Source organism: Pseudomonas sp. PA-1-6B, assembly GCF_021609545.1.
Lineage (GTDB): Bacteria > Pseudomonadota > Gammaproteobacteria > Pseudomonadales > Pseudomonadaceae > Aquipseudomonas > Aquipseudomonas fluorescens_BV.
In genome coordinates this window covers 15483-32884 of the sequence record NZ_WJZM01000020.1, presented here as the reverse complement: position 1 = coordinate 32884, position 17402 = coordinate 15483, and the positions used below count along the sequence as shown (strand labels likewise).

Annotated in this window: 14 protein-coding genes and 1 pseudogene; 11 read left to right on the top strand and 4 right to left on the bottom strand. The window is 60.9% G+C overall.

Annotated features, from left to right (window positions below):
• Nucleotides 1–146 precede the first annotated feature (146 nt).
• A complete protein-coding gene (locus tag GIV35_RS11980) occupies nucleotides 147–1493 on the top strand; it encodes an MATE family efflux transporter (RefSeq protein WP_236264515.1) in 1347 nt (448 codons plus the stop codon).
• Between the two features lie 100 nt (nucleotides 1494–1593).
• Complete coding sequence (locus GIV35_RS11975; RefSeq protein ID WP_223023812.1) at nucleotides 1594–1920, top strand: hypothetical protein; 327 nt, start codon at nucleotides 1594–1596, stop codon at nucleotides 1918–1920.
• 80 nt (nucleotides 1921–2000) lie between these two features.
• On the opposite strand, the gene speA is transcribed toward GIV35_RS11975, so the two are convergent.
• The 4 genes from speA to GIV35_RS11955 all read right to left on the bottom strand — a co-directional run bounded on the left by speA (nucleotide 2001) and on the right by GIV35_RS11955 (nucleotide 6217).
• Nucleotides 2001–3914: an arginine decarboxylase gene (speA, locus tag GIV35_RS11970; protein WP_096144003.1), complete on the bottom strand. Its 1914-nt coding sequence runs from the start codon at nucleotides 3912–3914 to the stop codon at nucleotides 2001–2003.
• A 142-nt stretch (nucleotides 3915–4056) separates the two neighbouring features.
• Nucleotides 4057–4428: a translation initiation factor Sui1 gene (locus GIV35_RS11965; protein WP_003188201.1), complete on the bottom strand. Its 372-nt coding sequence runs from the start codon at nucleotides 4426–4428 to the stop codon at nucleotides 4057–4059.
• 182 nt (nucleotides 4429–4610) lie between these two features.
• Nucleotides 4611–5147, bottom strand: coding sequence for an NUDIX hydrolase (locus GIV35_RS11960; protein ID WP_198715487.1), 537 nt, complete (start codon nucleotides 5145–5147; stop codon nucleotides 4611–4613).
• A 2-nt stretch (nucleotides 5148–5149) separates the two neighbouring features.
• Nucleotides 5150–6217, bottom strand: a complete 1068-nt coding sequence (locus tag GIV35_RS11955; protein ID WP_105225602.1) for a DUF2333 family protein — start codon at nucleotides 6215–6217, stop codon at nucleotides 5150–5152.
• Between the two features lie 298 nt (nucleotides 6218–6515).
• Between GIV35_RS11955 and GIV35_RS11950 the strand changes: the two genes are divergently transcribed.
• The 9 genes and pseudogenes from GIV35_RS11950 (at nucleotide 6516) to fis (ending at nucleotide 17328) form a co-directional block, all read left to right on the top strand.
• Complete coding sequence (locus tag GIV35_RS11950; protein ID WP_223023811.1) at nucleotides 6516–8186, top strand: response regulator; 1671 nt, start codon at nucleotides 6516–6518, stop codon at nucleotides 8184–8186.
• 1499 nt (nucleotides 8187–9685) lie between these two features.
• A pseudogene (locus GIV35_RS27475) lies at nucleotides 9686–10201 on the top strand (methyl-accepting chemotaxis protein); the annotation flags it as partial.
• Nucleotides 10202–11037: 836 nt separating this feature from the next.
• Complete coding sequence (gene aroQ / locus GIV35_RS11940; protein ID WP_073524980.1) at nucleotides 11038–11493, top strand: type II 3-dehydroquinate dehydratase; 456 nt, start codon at nucleotides 11038–11040, stop codon at nucleotides 11491–11493.
• Nucleotides 11494–11517: 24 nt separating this feature from the next.
• A complete protein-coding gene (accB, locus tag GIV35_RS11935; RefSeq protein ID WP_105225599.1) occupies nucleotides 11518–11982 on the top strand; it encodes an acetyl-CoA carboxylase biotin carboxyl carrier protein in 465 nt (154 codons plus the stop codon).
• Between the two features lie 17 nt (nucleotides 11983–11999).
• A complete protein-coding gene (gene accC, locus GIV35_RS11930) occupies nucleotides 12000–13361 on the top strand; it encodes an acetyl-CoA carboxylase biotin carboxylase subunit (protein ID WP_003188188.1) in 1362 nt (453 codons plus the stop codon).
• 294 nt (nucleotides 13362–13655) lie between these two features.
• Nucleotides 13656–14534: a 50S ribosomal protein L11 methyltransferase gene (gene prmA / locus GIV35_RS11925; RefSeq protein WP_034134793.1), complete on the top strand. Its 879-nt coding sequence runs from the start codon at nucleotides 13656–13658 to the stop codon at nucleotides 14532–14534.
• Nucleotides 14535–14564: 30 nt separating this feature from the next.
• The gene (locus tag GIV35_RS11920) at nucleotides 14565–15812 is read left to right on the top strand and encodes a DUF3426 domain-containing protein (protein WP_236264516.1); all 1248 of its coding nucleotides are present in this window, start codon (nucleotides 14565–14567) and stop codon (nucleotides 15810–15812) included.
• A gap of 185 nt (nucleotides 15813–15997) precedes the next feature.
• Nucleotides 15998–17011, top strand: a complete 1014-nt coding sequence (gene dusB, locus GIV35_RS11915; RefSeq protein ID WP_034126416.1) for a tRNA dihydrouridine synthase DusB — start codon at nucleotides 15998–16000, stop codon at nucleotides 17009–17011.
• Nucleotides 17008–17328, top strand: a complete 321-nt coding sequence (fis, locus tag GIV35_RS11910; RefSeq protein ID WP_002555375.1) for a DNA-binding transcriptional regulator Fis — start codon at nucleotides 17008–17010, stop codon at nucleotides 17326–17328. The genes dusB and fis overlap by 4 nt, the downstream gene beginning before the upstream one ends.
• Nucleotides 17329–17402 lie beyond the last annotated feature (74 nt).

Sequence of the window (17402 nt, the reverse complement as noted above, 5' to 3'; positions counted from 1 at the left end):
GTGGGAGCTGGCTTGCCTGCGATAGCGGTCTTTCAGCCGATACCTTCACTGGCTGACCCACTGCTATCGCAGGCAAGCCAGCTCCCACATTGGTTCTGCTGTGTGGCGGGTTGACGGTTACAATGGCGCTCCACCAAGGAGCCTTCATGACCGCCCTGCTGACCGACTGGCGCCACCGCCCCACCCATCGCCGCGTCTGGGCCCTGGCCGCGCCGATGATCCTGTCGAATATCTCGGTGCCCTTGGTGGCTCTGGTGGACAGCATGGTCATCGGTCACCTGCCCCACGCCCACCAACTGGGTGCCGTGGCTGTCGGCGCCAGCCTGTATACCTTCCTCGCCTGGGCCATGGGTTTCCTGCGCATGGGCTCCACCGGGTTCGCCGCCCAGGCCGCCGGGCGCAACGATGGTGCAGCGCTGCGGCAAATCCTGTTGCAAGGCTTGCTGTTGGCGCTGGGGCTGGCGATGTTACTCGGTACCGTGGGCATTCCCCTGAGCCATCTGGCCCTGGAATGGATGCAGCCCTCGCCCGAACTGAACCAACTGACCCGCGAGTTTTTCCACACGCGCCTGTTCGGCCTGCCCGCCGCCCTCGCCAGTTATGCACTGGTCGGCTGGTTCCTCGGCACCCAGAATGCACGAGCGCCATTGGCGATTTTGCTGACCACCAACCTTGTCAACATTGTGCTTAACCTATGGTTCGTCCTCGGGCTGGACTGGGGCGTGGTCGGCTCCGCCCGAGCCTCGGTGATCGCAGAGTGGACCGGCGCCCTGCTCGGCCTGGCGCTTACGCAAAAAGCCCTGCGCGCCTATCCTGGGCATATCGCCTGGGCCGCGCTGACACTGTGGCAAAGCTGGCGCCCGCTGCTGGCAGTGAACCGCGATATCTTTATTCGCAGCCTCGCCTTGCAGTCAGTCTTTTTCATGATCACGGTGCAAGGTGCACGGTTGGGGGACGCTACCGTTGCAGCCAATGCGCTGCTGCTCAATGGCCTGTTGCTGACGGCACATGCCCTGGATGGCCTGGCTCACGCGGTCGAGGCTCTGTGCGGCCACGCCATCGGCGCACGTGACCGGCAAGCGTTACGGCGGTCATTGGTGGTTGCCTGTGGTTGGTCGCTGATCGCCAGCGTGGGTTTCGCCCTGCTGTTCACCCTCGGCGGCCATCTGTTCATCGCCATGCAAACCGATATCCCCAGCGTGCGCGAAACCGCCGATATCTACCTGCCCTACCTCGCGGTATTGCCGTTGATTGCGGTGTGGAGCTATTTGCTCGATGGGCTGTTTATCGGTGCAACGCGGGCGCGGGAAATGCGCGATGGGATGTTGCTGACGGTGCTGCTGGTACTGCCGATTGCCTGGGCCTTGCAGGGCTTGGGCAACCACGGACTGTGGATAACTTTTTTGCTATTCATGGCGGTACGCAGCTTGATCCTGGGGGCGATTGCCTGGTGGTTGAGCACGCAGAATCGCTGGCTGAGCGATACCCGCTGACACGAGCCCCTACCTGTTACTTCTGACAGGTTACAAGCCGATTTTTCAAGCGTTGAATAGCGGTGGGCAACCTCCCCTGCTTACGCCAAGGAAAATCGCTATGAATATCAAACGACAAACAGGCATCGTCACCCTTTGGGTAATCGCCACGCTGACTACCGCAGGCTGCACGGCGCCATCGGACTCAACAGCGCAGCCGGCCGGGACACTGCGGGTGGAGAACCAAATGGCCGGTGAGTACACACTCGTGGTGATACATGGGACTGAACAGCACAGAATCACCAAAGGCGAATCAAAGGACCTGACAATCGATGGAAAAGAGGTGCTCCTGTCGCGCCTCAACAGTCAGGGCACAATAACGCAGATAGCCCTCAACGCTCACTCAGAGAGCAAATGCCCAGTGACGCAATGCTTGCTCGTAAGGTGACTTGATCAACGTCGTGCCAATGCAGTCGGCCTCACAGGAACTAAATGAACACTCGCTCAGTTCCGGTGAGGCCGCGCGACTCAAGAAGACAAGTAAGAAGAACGAGTCAACCCAAGACGCAACGCATCCAGGAACTGGGTACGCTCGGACGCCGAGATCTTCGCGCTCGCGCACTTGTCGCGGTAGTGCGTCATCAACTCTTCCGGCGACAAGTGCACATAGCGCAGCATGTCTTCGATGGTGTCGTGAGTCTCGATCCCGGCGCTGTACACCGAACCGTCTTCACGCTGGTAGATGTTCACCGAGTCGGTGTCACCGAACAGGTTGTGCATGTCGCCCAGGATTTCCTGATAGGCGCCGACCAGGAAGATACCCAGCAGGTAGTCCTCGCCTTCGTTCAAGCCGTGAACCGGCAGGCTGGTTTCGATGCTCTGCTCGTCGACGTATTGCTTGATCTTGCCGTCAGAGTCGCAGGTCAGGTCTTGCAGCACGGCGCGGCGCAGCGGCTCTTCGTCGAGGCGGTGCAGCGGCAGGATCGGCAAGACCTGGCCGATGGCCCACGTATCCGGCAAGCTCTGGAATACCGAGAAGTTGCAGATGTACTTGTCGGCCAGCTTGTCGTTGAGTTCGTCCAACACCTGGCGGTGCGAGCGCTGGCGGGCTTTCAACGAGTTGTGCAGGCGGCGGCACACCGCGAAGTAGCACTGTTCGGCCAGGGCTTTTTCGGCCAGGGTCAGCTTGCCGTCGGCGTACTGGGTGGCCACGTCGCTCATGTAGTGGGTGGCGCGCCAGTAGGTTTCGGTGACCATCTCGATGTCGGTCGGGCCCAGCAGGTCCACCAGCCATTGCACGGTTTCCGGCAAGCTTTCCTTGTTTTCGATGGTTGGGATTTCGTCGTTGTGCTTCTCGACGTCAGTGACCTGTACCACCAGCATGGCGTGGTGAGCGGTCAGGGAGCGGCCGCTTTCGGAGAAGATATTCGGATGCGGCAGGCTCTGCGCGTCGCAGAACTCCTTGAGCATGCCCACTACCACGCCGGCGTAGTCGTCCATGTCGTAGTTGATCGAACTGGCGTTGCGCGAGTGCGTGCCGTCGTAGTCCACGCCCAGGCCACCGCCGACGTCGATGTGATCCACCGGCAGGCCGAGGTTGCGCAGTTCGCCGTAGTAACGAATGGCTTCCTTGAACCCGTGCTGGTAGTCGGCCAGGTTGGCGATCTGCGAGCCCATGTGAAAGTGCAGCAGGCGGATGCCCTGGTCCAGGCCGGCTGCGCGGAAGCGCTCGACCACTGACAGCAACTGGGCTGCCGACAGACCGAATTTGGATTTCTCGCCACCGGTGTCCGCCCACTTGCTCGATGCCAGGGACGACAGGCGCACACGCAGGCCCACCTGCGGCTTGACCTTGAGGCTGGCGGCCTCTTCGATCACCAGCTCGACCTCGGATTCTTTCTCGATGACGATGAAAACGTTGTGACCGAGTTTCTGGCCCATCAACGCCAGGCGGATGAACTCGCGGTCCTTGTAACCGTTGCAGACGATGGTGCCGCCCTTCGGCGCCAGGGCCAGCACGGCCAGCAGCTCAGGCTTGGAGCCGGCTTCCAGGCCGATGGAAACGTTCTGGGTGGCAATGATGTTCTCGATCACCGCTTCCTGCTGGTTCACCTTGATCGGGTACAGCGCGGTGTACTTGCTCTGGTATTCCAGGCGCTCGATGTTGGCATCGAAGGCACCGGTCAATTGGCGCACGCGGTCTTGCAGGATATCGGGGAAGCGCACCAGCAGCGGCAACGACAGGCCGCTTTTGCGCAACTCATCGACTTGCTCGTACAGGTCGACGGGCGTGCTGTTCGGGCCGTTCGGACGGACTTCTACGCGACCGGCTTCATTGATCGCGAAATACCCGGCCCCCCAATGGCGAATCCCGTAAACACTGCGGCTGTCCGCAACTGTCCATTGGCTGCCATCGTCTTTGCGTGTGCGTCGTACGGACATCGAAGTCCCCTATAAATGAAGGCGAAGGCGCCACCTCTCGCGGAGGCTGGCGCAGTCTAAAGAATGAAAATGACGATTTGCCTGCAAGGGAAGTAGACCCCACTGGCAGGACAGAGTTTAGCCACAGGTTGGGAAGAGGCTTTCAGCCGCCGGACTTCTTGGCCTTGTACCCGAGTTTGATCAGCTCGGCCAACAGCAACTCGACGTGATCGCCCTGAATCTCGATAACCCCGTCTTTCAACGCGCCACCGGTGCCACAGCGCTTTTTCAGCGAGGTGGCCAATTCCTTCAGGGCTTCTTCAGCCAGGGGCACGCCGGTGATAGTGGTCACCGTCTTGCCGCCACGGCCTTTGCTCTCGCGACGCACGCGGGCAATACCGTCGCCTTCGGGGATCAGGGTCTGTTTGCAGGTGCACGAATCCACGGGCTGACGACAGTCCGGGCAGTGTCGACCTGCGTCGGTGGAAAATACCAGGCCACCAAGGGCGGCGAAGGATGCGGCTTTTTTGGCCACCGGCAATCCTCTTGGGAGGATGAAGACTGATCGGCGCCGCACAAGGCGGTGACCGACCGCGAAGCCCCACTCAGGCAGGGGCAGCGCTACCGAACCGCTAATGTGGTTCGGGTGAAAAGGCGCGCAGTGTAACGGCAAAAAGCCGACTTGCTAAGAGCCAAATGGCGCCATTTTTTGCAACTTTAGCGACGCGAGGCCAGATAGCGCCGCAAGCCTTCCTGGGCGTCCGGGCAGTAGGGCTTTTGTTCGGCCTCTTGCTGGATGATTTCGATGCTTAAAAACCGCGCTTCCATGACCTCCTCGGGCTGCAGGCGCAGGGGGCCATCCCAGACGGCAGAGTAGGATTTGCACCAAAGCCGACTGTCGCCATCCTCAAAATAGAAATGGTCATGTTCGGTCAAGGGCACACCGCTGACGCCCAATTCCTCTTCCAACTCGCGGGCTGCCGAAACGGCATAACTCTCACCTTTGGCCACCATCCCACCCGCCGCCGTATCCCAATACCCTGGATACAACGCCTTGCTCAGCGTGCGCCGGTGCACACACAGCTCGCCTTTGGAATTGAACAGGAAGATAAACGTGCAGCGGCCGATCAAGCCGCGCTGGCGCAGGTCGGACCTGACCAGGTGACCGAGCAGGTGGTCCTGCTTGTCGACCCAGCAGATCAGTTCAGCGTCGGAGGCCGCTCGGTGTGCGGCCTCCTTTTGAGTCGCGTCCATTATCAACCCTGGTTGAGGAGCTGACGCAAGTCGATCACTGCAGCGTTTGCCCGGGAAATATAGTTGGCCATCACCAGCGAATGGTTCGCCAGTACGCCGAAGCCACTGCCGTTAAGAATCATAGGACTCCATACCGGTTCTTGCGAGGCCTCCAGCTCCCGAATGATCTGGCGCACGCTGACGGTGGCATTTTTCTTGGCCAGTACGTCGGCAAAATCGACTTCGATGGCACGCAGCAGATGGGACAGCGCCCATGCCTGGCCGCGCGCTTCGTAGAACACGTTGTCGATCTGCATCCATGGGGTTTCCACCACTTCTTCATCGACCTGCGGCACTTCACCCGGCGCCAGCGTCTCGGTTTTCAGCGCAGTGTTCAACTTGACCCGGCCCACGCTGGCGGACAGGCGCTGGGACAGCGAGCCCAAACGTGTGGCCACATCGCCCAGCCAGTTGTTGAGGTTGTCGGCACGCGCATAAAACAGCGCGCCGCGCTGGTTCGGGTCAGACAGGCGCGCTTCGTAGCGGCTCAGGGAATTGATGCCTTCCTGGTATTCCGACTCACTGGATGGCAGCACCCAACTCTTGTTATCGAAGTTGAAGCGCGGCTCGGCCTTGGCCAAGTCAGCGTCTTCAGCCGACTGCGACTGGGAGCGGGCGAAGTCTTTACGCAGGGCACGGGTGAGGTCACGCACCTGCACCAGCACGCCGTATTCCCAGCTCGGCATGTTGTCCATCCACAAGCCTGGCGGGAAACGGTCGTTGGAGATGTAGCCGCCTGGCTTGTTCAGCAAGGTGCCGACCACGGTCTTGAGGGTTTCGACGGTGGTGTAACCCACCACCATCTGCTTGCCTTCCTTCTCGGCGGCAAGCTGGGCATTTTGCTGCACCGGAAACAGCGCCGGCTCTTGGCTCCAGTACCAACCCAGGCCACCGGTGACCAGCAGGTACAAGCCGATGATGCTGAGCAACGCCCGGCTCATCAGCAGGTTGCGAAAATAGCTGCGATTGGCCGACTTGGGCTCAGGGGCGGGGCCTTTGGCACTGCCTTCGCGGTTTTTCCAGTCCAGCATGGCGATATCCTTTCAATCACTTGAGTTCATGCACGTCAATTGTCCGGGTGCGTTCAGACATTCCGACCACAACCCTACCCCATCGTGCCCATCGGTGCGGGGCTTTTACACGAAACTGGCGCACCAGCGCGCTTGGACTATAAAGGATGCACGCGATTTACGCTGCGCGACCCACTGGTCAATAACTGAATGGCAGGCACGCAGACTTAATTGACGTATGACACTCATCTATCAGAAAAGAGGTGCTAGCATAGAGCCATCAGTCGACCTCAGCATGCACCCTCACAGTAGTCAGGATATGACCGAGTCAGAAGACCCCAGCCGCGAGCGTCTCAAGCAGCACTTTGCCCAGCGGGTAATTCATCAGGCACGTCAAATTCTTGAGATCTGGCAGCGCCTGCAACGCAGCGAGTGGTCGAACGCCGACTTTTCCGAACTCAGCGAAGCCAACCTGCGCCTGCAACGCTTCGCCGAACGCTTCGAACAGCCCGAACACACACAACTGGCGCGGCATATCAGTCAATCCTTGCAGGCCGTGGACGAGAACCGTGGCCGTCTGAGCAGCCAACTGATCACCGAGCTCAACCGCTTGATGCAACGCCTGTCCCGCACCGGCCTGCGCCAGGGCGATCAGCTTGAGCAAACCTTCCTGCCGCCAATGCGCAAGCCGATCTATGTGATGCTGGCCGACCATGACCGCGCCGAACGCCTGGCCAAGCAGTTGGAGTTCTTCGGCATGGGCGCCCACGCCCTGGACAGCATCGCCGCCTTTCGCGCGTCCATGGCCGAGCGTTTGCCGTCGGCGATCGTGATGGACGTGGACTTCTGCGGCACGGGCCTGGGCCTGAAGCTCGCGGCAGAGGCCCAGGAGGGCCTGGAGCAAAAGCTGCCGCTGTTGTTTTTCAGCCTGCACGAAACCGACACCCCGACACGCCTGGCCGCCGTACGCGCCGGCGGCGAAGAGTTCCTGACCGGCACCCTGGAGGCCTCAAGCCTGCTGGAAAAGATCGAAGTGCTAACCTGCGCGGCCCAGTACGAACCGTACAAAGTGCTGATCATCGACGACTCGCGGGCCCAGGCGCTGCACACCGAACGCCTGCTCAACAGTGCCGGCATTGTCACCCGCACCTTGACCGAACCGATCCAGGCCATGGCCGAGCTGGCGGATTTCCAGCCCGACCTGATCATCCTCGACATGTATATGCCTGCCTGTACCGGCACCGAACTGGCCAAGGTGATTCGCCACAACGACCGCTACGTCAGTGTGCCGATCATTTACCTATCGGCTGAGGACGACCTGGATAAACAGCTGGATGCGATGAGCGAGGGCGGTGACGATTTCCTCACCAAACCGATCAAGCCGCGTCACCTGATCACCACTGTGCGCAACCGTGCGTCACGTGCGCGCAACTTGAAGGCACGGATGGTGCGCGACAGCCTGACCGGGCTGTACAACCACACGCATATCCTGCAACTGCTCGAAGATTGCAGCTTCCGCGCCCGCCGCGAGAACAAGCCCTTGAGCTTTGCCATGCTCGATATCGACCACTTCAAGCGCGTCAATGACAGCCACGGCCACCCCATGGGCGACCGGGTGATCAAGAGCCTGGCACTGTTTCTCAAGCAGCGTTTGCGCAAGACCGATTACATCGGCCGCTACGGCGGTGAAGAGTTCGCCATCGTGATGCCCGACACCGACCTGGAATCGGCCTGCAAGGTGCTGGACGACATTCGTCGGCGCTTTGCAGAAATCCACTACCCCGCCCAACCGCAGGATTTGTGGTGCACCTTCAGCGCCGGCCTGGTGGAGCTGTGCGACGGTTCCGACAGCTTGATGATGGCCGCCCAGGCTGACGAAGCGCTGTACCGCGCCAAGGACGCCGGACGTAATCGCGTGCAAGCCGCTCGTACATCAAAGCAAAGTGCCATCTTTTCACCAGAATCCACCGATTCGGTCATAACGCTGTAATACAAACGCAATAAATTCAGGCGCTTATCTCTTGCCGTCGGTTGAAACCCCGCATGCGCCTGAAGCTGCTGACCAATCTCAATACCCTTCTGCTGGTGGCTGTGTGCCTGGCCCTCGGGGCGACACTGTGGTGGTCGCAACGGGCGCTGGAGCGCCCGTACTTGTTGATGGAACGCTACCTCGGGTTGTCCCAGGTCTTTCAAAACCAGGCTGCCCGTAACATCGAGGACTACTTGGCCAGCGGCGATGCCCTGCGCCTGAGCAGTGCCACCCAGAGCCTGGAAAGCCTGCAGCTTCAATTGGGCGAACTGCCGCCCGACTTGGCGCAAACCCTGCGCCCCAGCCTCATGGACCTGGAGACTTTCAGCAAGACCGACCTGTTGGCCGCCGGTAAATTGGCTGGCGACCCGCAAGCCCTGTTGCTTCAAGCCGAGCGTGAACTGGGCGCGAACCTGGAGCAATTGAGCCAGTACGCCAGCGGTGTCAATTCCGCTGAGGCTGCACGCTATCTGTCGCCGCTGCTCGCCGCCTCACAGCACCTGGGCAAACTGTCCCTGGCCCGCGACAAGCTGGTCAGCAGCGGGCGCGCCGAGTTGGCCGCGGATGTCGAGCGAGAAGTGACCAACCTGCGAACCCAGGCCGACCTGCTTGCGCAGCTGCCCTTATTGGGAATAAAGGCCAGCGCTGAATCCAACACCGATGATTTTTCCGCGTTGATGGGCCTGGAAAATACCGAAAAAACCGAAGCCCAGGACACCGGCGTCGACCTCAAGCGCGAACTCAACAGCCTGTTGACCCGCTACCCCGCCGAACTCCAACGCACCCGTGAACAGATTCAGCAACGCAGTGACCTTGCCGCCAGCACCCACCTGAAAATCACCAACGTACAACAGGCCATCACCGGCCTCGAACCCGTGGTGCGCGCGCAACACGCGAAGATTCAGGGTGAAGTGCGTGTGATGCAAGGGGTGATGATTGGCCTGATCCTGCTGATCGCATTGCTGATCGATACCCTGCAACGCCGCCTGGCGCGCGTGCTGACCAACCTGGCACCAGCCTTGTCGACCTGGGCCGAAGGCGACTTCAGCCAACCGATTGCCCTGGGCAAGACCAACCGTGAACTGCACGATATCGAGGCCTCCCTTAACCGCCTGCGCGCCTACCTAGTGGATTTGGTCGGCACAATCCGTGGCAATGCCGAAGAAGTGGCAGGCAGCAGCCGCGCCCTGGCCGAACTGAGCAGCGGCCTGCACGACGGCGCCGAGCGCCAGGCCGGCGACACCGCGCAAATCCGTGACTCCCTGGGCGAGCTGGAAGCCACCATTCAGCAAGTCGCCGGGGATGCCAGCCAGGCCGCCGGGGCCAGCCGCAGTGCGGGCCAGGCGGTGGAGCAAGGCCAGCGTGTGATCGGCCTGAGCCTCACCGGGCTGCATGCGCTGGTAGGCGAAGTGCAGCAAAACGCGCAGATGATCGAGAAACTTGCCGAAGAGTCCGCCACCATCGGCGGCGTGCTCACGGTGATTCGCTCGATTGCCGACCAGACCAACCTGCTGGCGCTCAACGCCGCTATCGAAGCCGCCCGCGCCGGTGAAGCCGGACGTGGTTTCGCCGTGGTAGCCGACGAAGTGCGCTCCCTGGCCCAGCGTACCGCCGGCGCCACCGCCGAAATCCAGGGCCTGATCGCCGGCCTGCAAAGCGCCGCGCACCAGTCGGTAGAAGGCATGCGCGCCCAGGTCGAACACGCCGAAGCCACCGCCCAGCAGGCCCAGGCGGCGGATGGCGCGCTGGATGAAATCGTCGGGGCGATCCAGACCATCTCGGATACCGCCGTACGCATTGCCGATGTGACCGCACAGCAGAGTGGCGCCGTGAGCGAGATACGCGACAACAGTGAGCGGATTCATCAATTGGGTGAGGATAATTTGCTGCGTATTGGCCAGGGCCGTAGCCAGGGCAAGCACCTGCTGGTACTGGGCGGGCAACTGACTACCGCCGTGCAAGCCTTCCGCGTCTAACCCGATCTGATGCTCCATGAAGACCAAAATGAGGAAGCTGGCTTGCCTGCGATCCAATCAACTCGGTGATTCAGGCGAACCGAGTCGATACCTTCGCAGGCAAGCCAGCTCCCACAATTGACCGTGTCCGGCCACACACTCCACGACGCGAAGCGAGCCGCTCTTGATCTGCTTTTGATCTTGATCTCAGGCGCCCCGTTAAACCACGCTGGCCGGAATTCGACAGGGATTTGGGGGGTAAACCGGCAGGGATGCCGGTTTAGCCGCCCCGCGCCATGGATGGCGCGTGGCGGCGGCCCCCCAAATCACTGGCGGATTACGGGCACATCGAGCCTAAGCGAGATGCCGAGTGGTGGGGCAAGAGCGCTTTGCTTACTTTCGCGCTTTTCGAAAGTGAGCCGCCGTCAGGGCGGAACCCTAAGTGGCCGTTACCTAAATAACGGAATATGTACACCGCCTGACATGCTGGTCGACTGTCAGGCCGCCTTCGCAGGCAAGCCAGCTCCCACATTTGGATCGCGGGGTGTCAGGTAGACAGGCGCCGGTTGTCAGGCCTTCACGGGAGCAAGCTCCCTCGCCACAGGGTCAGTGTCGTACCGAAGTGGTATAGATACCTACGCTGCGATAGCGCAGGATCAGCCAACTCGTTCGCCACTGATACACCGTCATCGCCGGCAAGCCAGCTCCCACACTGACCGAACGCAGGCTCTTGGTCACAAATTTTGCGCAATCCTCGCTAATCGTGCCGGCTACTGCATAGAACTGGACAGTCACAAAGGCTTTGCGGCATAGTCGCCGGGTTCTGACGCACCCACACCAATAACAAGGAACAGCCAATGGCGACCTTACTGGTTCTTCACGGACCCAACCTGAACCTGCTTGGCACCCGCGAACCGGGCGTCTACGGGGCAGTGACCCTGGACCAGATCAACCTCGACCTGGAAAAGCGGGCCCGTGTTGCCGGCCACCATTTGCTCTACCTGCAAAGCAATGCCGAGTATGAATTGATTGATCGCATCCACGCCGCGCGCGGCGAAGGCGTGGACTTTATTCTGATCAATCCCGCCGCTTTTACGCACACAAGCGTTGCATTACGTGACGCGCTGCTGGCGGTGAGCATCCCATTCATCGAAGTGCATTTATCGAACGTGCACAAACGCGAAGCTTTCCGCCATCACTCTTACTTCTCCGACGTAGCGGTAGGAGTGATCTGCGGCCTTGGCGCCAGCGGTTACCGACTGGCCCTGGAGGCCGCCCTGGAACACATTGAAGAACAGGCTAAACGCCCCTGACCGACCCTTGGGAGTTGATGATTCATGGATATCCGTAAAGTTAAGAAACTGATCGAACTGCTGGAAGAATCCGGTATCGACGAGCTGGAAATCAAGGAAGGCGAAGAGTCCGTACGGATCAGCCGTCACAGCAAGACCCCGGCCCAACAGTTCTACGCGCCACAGATGCAAGCACCGGCTCCAGTCGCTGCAGCTCCGGCTGCCGCACCTGCCGCCGCCGCTGCACCTGCCGCCCCAGCCGCTCCTGCGCTGAACGGCTTCGTGGTCAAGTCGCCAATGGTCGGTACTTTCTACCGCACCCCGGCACCGACCTCGCCAGCCTTCGTTGAAGTGGGCAAGACCGTGAAAGTGGGCGACACCATCTGCATCGTTGAAGCGATGAAAATGATGAACCACATCACCGCGGAAAAAGCCGGCGTCATTGAATCCATCCTGGTAGAAAACGGTCAGCCGGTTGAGTACGACCAGCCGCTGTTCACCATCGTTTGAACCGCGGAGCGCCTTCGATGTTGAAACCTGCGAAGAAACTGCAAAAAGTCCTGATCGCCAACCGCGGCGAGATCGCGCTGCGTATCCTGCGCGCCTGTAAGGAAGAGGGCATCAAGACCGTCGCTGTTTACTCGACGGCCGATACCGAATTGATGCACGTGAAACTGGCGGACGAAAGCATCTGCATCGGCCCGCCACTGGCCACGAACTCGTACCTGAAAGTCTCGAATATCATCGCCGCGGCAGAAGTGACCGGCGCCGATGGCATCCACCCGGGCTACGGCTTCCTCGCGGAAAACGCCGACTTCGCCGAACAAGTGGAAAAATCCGGGTTTGCCTTCATCGGCCCGAAAGCCGAAACCATTCGCCTGATGGGCGACAAGGTCTCGGCCAAGGACGCCATGATCGCGGCCGGCGTGCCAACCGTTCCAGGCTCCGATGGCCCACTGCCTGAAGACGAGGAAACCGCTCTGCGCATTGGTCGCGAAGTCGGCTACCCGGTGATCATCAAGGCCGCCGGTGGCGGTGGTGGTCGCGGCATGCGCGTGGTGCACAAGGAAGAAGACCTGATCGAAGCCGCCAAGCAGACCCGCTCCGAAGCGGGCGCCTGGTTCGGCAACCCGATGGTCTACCTGGAGAAGTACCTGACCAACCCACGTCACGTGGAAGTCCAGGTACTGTCCGACGGCCAGGGCCACGCCATCCACCTGGGTGATCGCGATTGCTCGCTGCAACGTCGCCACCAGAAGGTACTGGAAGAAGCCCCGGCACCGGGCCTGGACGAGAAAGCCCGCCAGGAAGTACTGGCGCGTTGCGTCAAGGCGTGCATCGACATCAACTACCGTGGCGCCGGTACCTTCGAGTTCCTCTACGAAAACGGCCGCTTCTACTTCATCGAGATGAACACTCGTGTGCAAGTAGAGCACCCGGTATCGGAGATGGTCACCGGTATCGACATCGTCAAGGAGATGCTGAGCATCGCCGCCGGTAACGTGCTGTCCTTCACCCAGGACGACGTGAAGATGCATGGCCACTCCCTGGAGTGCCGCATCAACGCCGAAGACCCGAAAACCTTTATCCCAAGCCCTGGCCTGGTCAAGCATTTCCACGCGCCCGGCGGCAACGGCGTACGTGTGGATTCGCACCTGTACAGCGGCTACAAGGTTCCGTCCAACTACGACTCGCTGATCGGCAAGCTGATCACCTGGGGCGCCACTCGCGACGAGGCCATGGCCCGTATGCGCAACGCCCTGGACGAAATCGTGGTCGACGGCATCAAGACCAACATCCCGCTGCATCGGGATCTGGTTCGTGATGAAGGCTTCTGCGAAGGTGGTGTGAACATTCACTACCTGGAACACAAGCTGGCCAACCAGTAAGTGCTTCACCCAACAAAACCGCCTTCGGGCGGTTTTGTTGTTTATGGGCCCCGATAACACCACAAAGCCCTGTGAGAGCAGGCTTGCGTGGGAGCTGGCTTGCCTGCGATGGCATCACCTCGGTCCGGCAGAAAAACCGAGGTGCCTGCATCGCGGGCAAGCCCGGCTCCCACACGAGCTCCACATTTAAACAGTGTGCTGCCTGTGGTGTCGTCTTCTGCCCTCCGCTCGCGTAAACTTGCGCGCTTTCGCGGCCTGCCCGCCGCACATTCATTTTTTTCAAAGGTGCCCGCCATGCCTTGGCTGCAAGTCCGTCTCGCCATCAGCCCAGAACAAGCCGAAACCTACGAAGACGCGTTCCTCGAAGTGGGCGCCGTGTCGGTGACCTTCATGGATGCCGAAGACCAGCCGATTTTCGAGCCGGAACTCAACACCACGCCGCTGTGGTCCCACACCCACTTGCTGGCCCTGTTCGAGGACGGCACCGACGCCGCCGCCGTGCTGGCCCATATGGAACTGCTCACCGGCGGCCCGCTGCCCGAGCATCACAGCGAAGTCATCGAAGACCAGGACTGGGAACGCAGCTGGATGGACAACTTCCAGCCCATGCGTTTCGGCCAGCGCCTGTGGATCGTACCAAGCTGGCACGCCGCGCCCGAGCCAGACGCCGTCAACCTGCTGCTGGACCCGGGCCTGGCGTTCGGCACCGGCACGCACCCGACCACCGCCCTGTGCCTGGAATGGCTGGACGGCCAGGACCTGACCGACAGCAACGTACTGGACTTCGGTTGCGGCTCGGGGATCCTGGCCATCGCCGCCCTGCTGTTGGGCGCCAAGGAGGCCGTGGGCACCGATATCGACGTGCAGGCCCTGGAAGCCTCCCGCGATAACGCCGGGCGCAACAACATTGCCGAAGGCAAATTCCCACTCTACCTGCCTGAGGACCTGCCCCAGGTTCAGGCCGATGTGCTGGTGGCCAATATCCTCGCCGGGCCACTGGTGTCGCTGGCGCCGCAACTGTCGAGCCTGGTCAAGCCGGGCGGGCGCCTGGCGCTGTCGGGCATCCTCGCCGAGCAAGGCGAAGACGTGGCTGCGGCCTACGCCAAAGACTTCGAGCTGGACCCGATCGCCAACCGTGATGGCTGGGTACGCATCAGCGGTCGTCGGCGCTAGAATGAGCGCTTGCCTGAATCGGATGGCCGCATGACCGACAGTTTCGTCACCCAGTGCCCACATTGCCAATCGCGCTTTCGCGTCAACCACGCTCAGTTGAGCGTGGCCCGCGGCGTGGTGCGTTGCGGCTCGTGCCTGCAAGTGTTCAACGCCGCCCGCCAGTTGCTGGAGCAACGTGCCCAGGCGTCTGCGCCGGAACCTGAGGCGCCGACAACCCCCGAACCGATTGGCGAAGCACCTCCCGAGCCACCACGGGCCATCAGCCAGAAACAGTGGACGGCCGAAGAGCTGGACCTGGATAACCTGGACAAGGAACTGGCCAAGCTGGAACGTCGCGAGATCCAACATACCCAGGCCTTGGGTGCGGAACGTCGCCAGCCAGGTGCCGACCGCCGGCAAAAGGAAGAGTCCTTCAGCGCCAGCCGCGACACAGTCAAGGCCGAGGAAGAAAAGTGGGCGGCCAGCCTGTTCAGTGAGCCCCCCGAAGAGCGCGCCCAGGCACCAGAAGAAGAGCCCGAGCCCGTTAAGGCACCTGCGTCCAAACAGCGCACCGAACCGTCCATGTCGGCCCACGTCGACGAACTCGATGACGAACCAGCTCTGCACGCCCCTACCGTGGATGACGACCTCGACCCGCCGCTGACACCCACCCGCGACGAGCACGATGAGCCTGAACCCGAAGACCGCACGCAGCCGCGCCGCAAGCGCACGCGAACGGAGGCTGGTGTACACGACGAGTTGCTCCAGGACCTGGAAGACGACCCCTTGCACCTGTATGCGCAGAAGCGTCCGCCAGGCTGGGGTCGCCGTCTGGTCTGGATATTGTTGGTGGTACTCGCCGCCGCAGGCCTGGCCGGCCAGTACATCGCCTACCAATTCGACGACCTGGCCCGCCAGGACGCCTACCGTCCCTGGTTCCAGGCGCTATGCCCGAAACTGGGGTGCACCGTGCCATCGCGGGTCGACATTACCCATATAAAGAGCAGCAATCTGGTGGTGCGCAGCCACCCCGAATTCGCCGGGGCGCTGGTGGTGGATGCCATCATCTATAACCGCGCGACCTTCTCCCAGCCCTTCCCGCTGCTGGAGCTGCGCTTTGCGGACTTGAACGGCAGCCTGATTGCCAGTCGTCGCTTCAAGCCCGCCGAATACCTCAGCGGCGAATTGGCTGGCGTCAGCGAAATGCCCTCGCAGACGCCGATCCACATCTCCCTGGACATTCTTGATCCGGGCAATAGAGCCGTGAACTACAGCCTGAGCTTCCACTCGCCCGAGTAAAACGGTGTGCCCACCGAGGTTTGACGGCGGATTATTGACTTGACCGCCGTCGACCAAACCGATGGCGATAAAAAAGTAACTGTTCAGATTTTATCCAATTCAGCCTTTAACCAGTCATCGAGAGCGGGTATCATGCCAACCCTTTTTCGAACTCTAATGATCCGGCCCCACAACAGGGAAGTCCTATGTCGGCGGTACGCATCGGCCCATACACATTGCAAAACGGCTTGATCCTCGCCCCGATGGCGGGTGTCACCGACCAGCCCTTTCGTCAGCTGTGCAAGCGTTTGGGCGCGGGTCTAGTAGTCTCTGAAATGGTTACCAGCGACATGAGTCTGTGGAACACCCGCAAGTCGCGGATGCGCATGATCCACGAAGGTGATCCCGAGCCACGCTCGGTGCAGATCGCCGGGGGCGATGCGCAGATGCTGGCGGATGCCGCACGGGCCAATGTGGAGCTGGGTGCACAGATCATCGACATCAACATGGGCTGCCCGGCCAAGAAGGTTTGCAACAAGGCCGCCGGCTCCGCACTGTTGAAAGATGAGCAGTTGGTCGCCGAGATCCTGCAGGCCGTTGTTGGCGCAGTGGATGTACCGGTCACCCTGAAGATTCGTACCGGTTGGGACCGGGACAACAAGAATGGCCTGACGGTGGCGAAGATCGCTGAACAGGCAGGCATTACAGCGCTGGCGGTGCATGGCCGTACCCGCGCCGACCTTTACACCGGTGAAGCCGAGTACGACACCATTGCCGCGATCAAGCAGGCCGTGTCGATGCCCGTCTTTGCCAATGGCGACATCGACAGTGCCGAGAAAGCCCGGCGCGTGCTGCACGCGACCGGTGCCGATGGCTTGTTGATTGGCCGGGCCGCCCAGGGGCGGCCGTGGATTTTTCGTGAAATCGAGCATTTCCTGCGTACCGGTGAAGTCTTGCCGGCACCAGAGTTGGTCGAGGTGGAACGTATTCTGCTAGAGCATCTGGCCGCCCTGCACGCCTTTTATGGGGACGTGATGGGAGTACGCATTGCTCGCAAGCATGTCGGCTGGTATCTCGCCACCTTGCCGGGCGCCAAGGAATTCCGCGCTCAGTTCAATCGTTTGGATGAAACGCAGGCACAGGTCGCCACCGTTCGTGAGTTCTTCGCCGGACGCGACAAGAGCCTGGGAACAGGGGATGGAGAAGGGGTGGCCGCATGACGATGATGACCGAGACTTTAGTGAGTGGAACAACACCCGTGAGCGACAATGTCAATTTGAAACAGCACCTCAACACGCCGAGCGAAGAAGGCCAGACCCTTCGCGGGAGTGTCGAGAAGGCGCTGCACAATTATTTCGCCCACCTTGAGGGCGCTTCCGTCACGGATGTGTACAACCTGGTGCTCTCCGAAGTCGAGGCGCCCTTGCTCGAAAGCGTGATGAACTACGTCAAGGGCAACCAGACCAAAGCCAGTGAGCTGCTGGGCCTCAACCGTGGCACCTTGCGCAAAAAGCTCAAGCAGTACGATTTGCTGTAAGCATTCAATCAAACCAGAAAGGCGCCCGCGTAAAACCGGTCGCCTTTTTTGCTGACTTCCTTTGCTTTTGATGG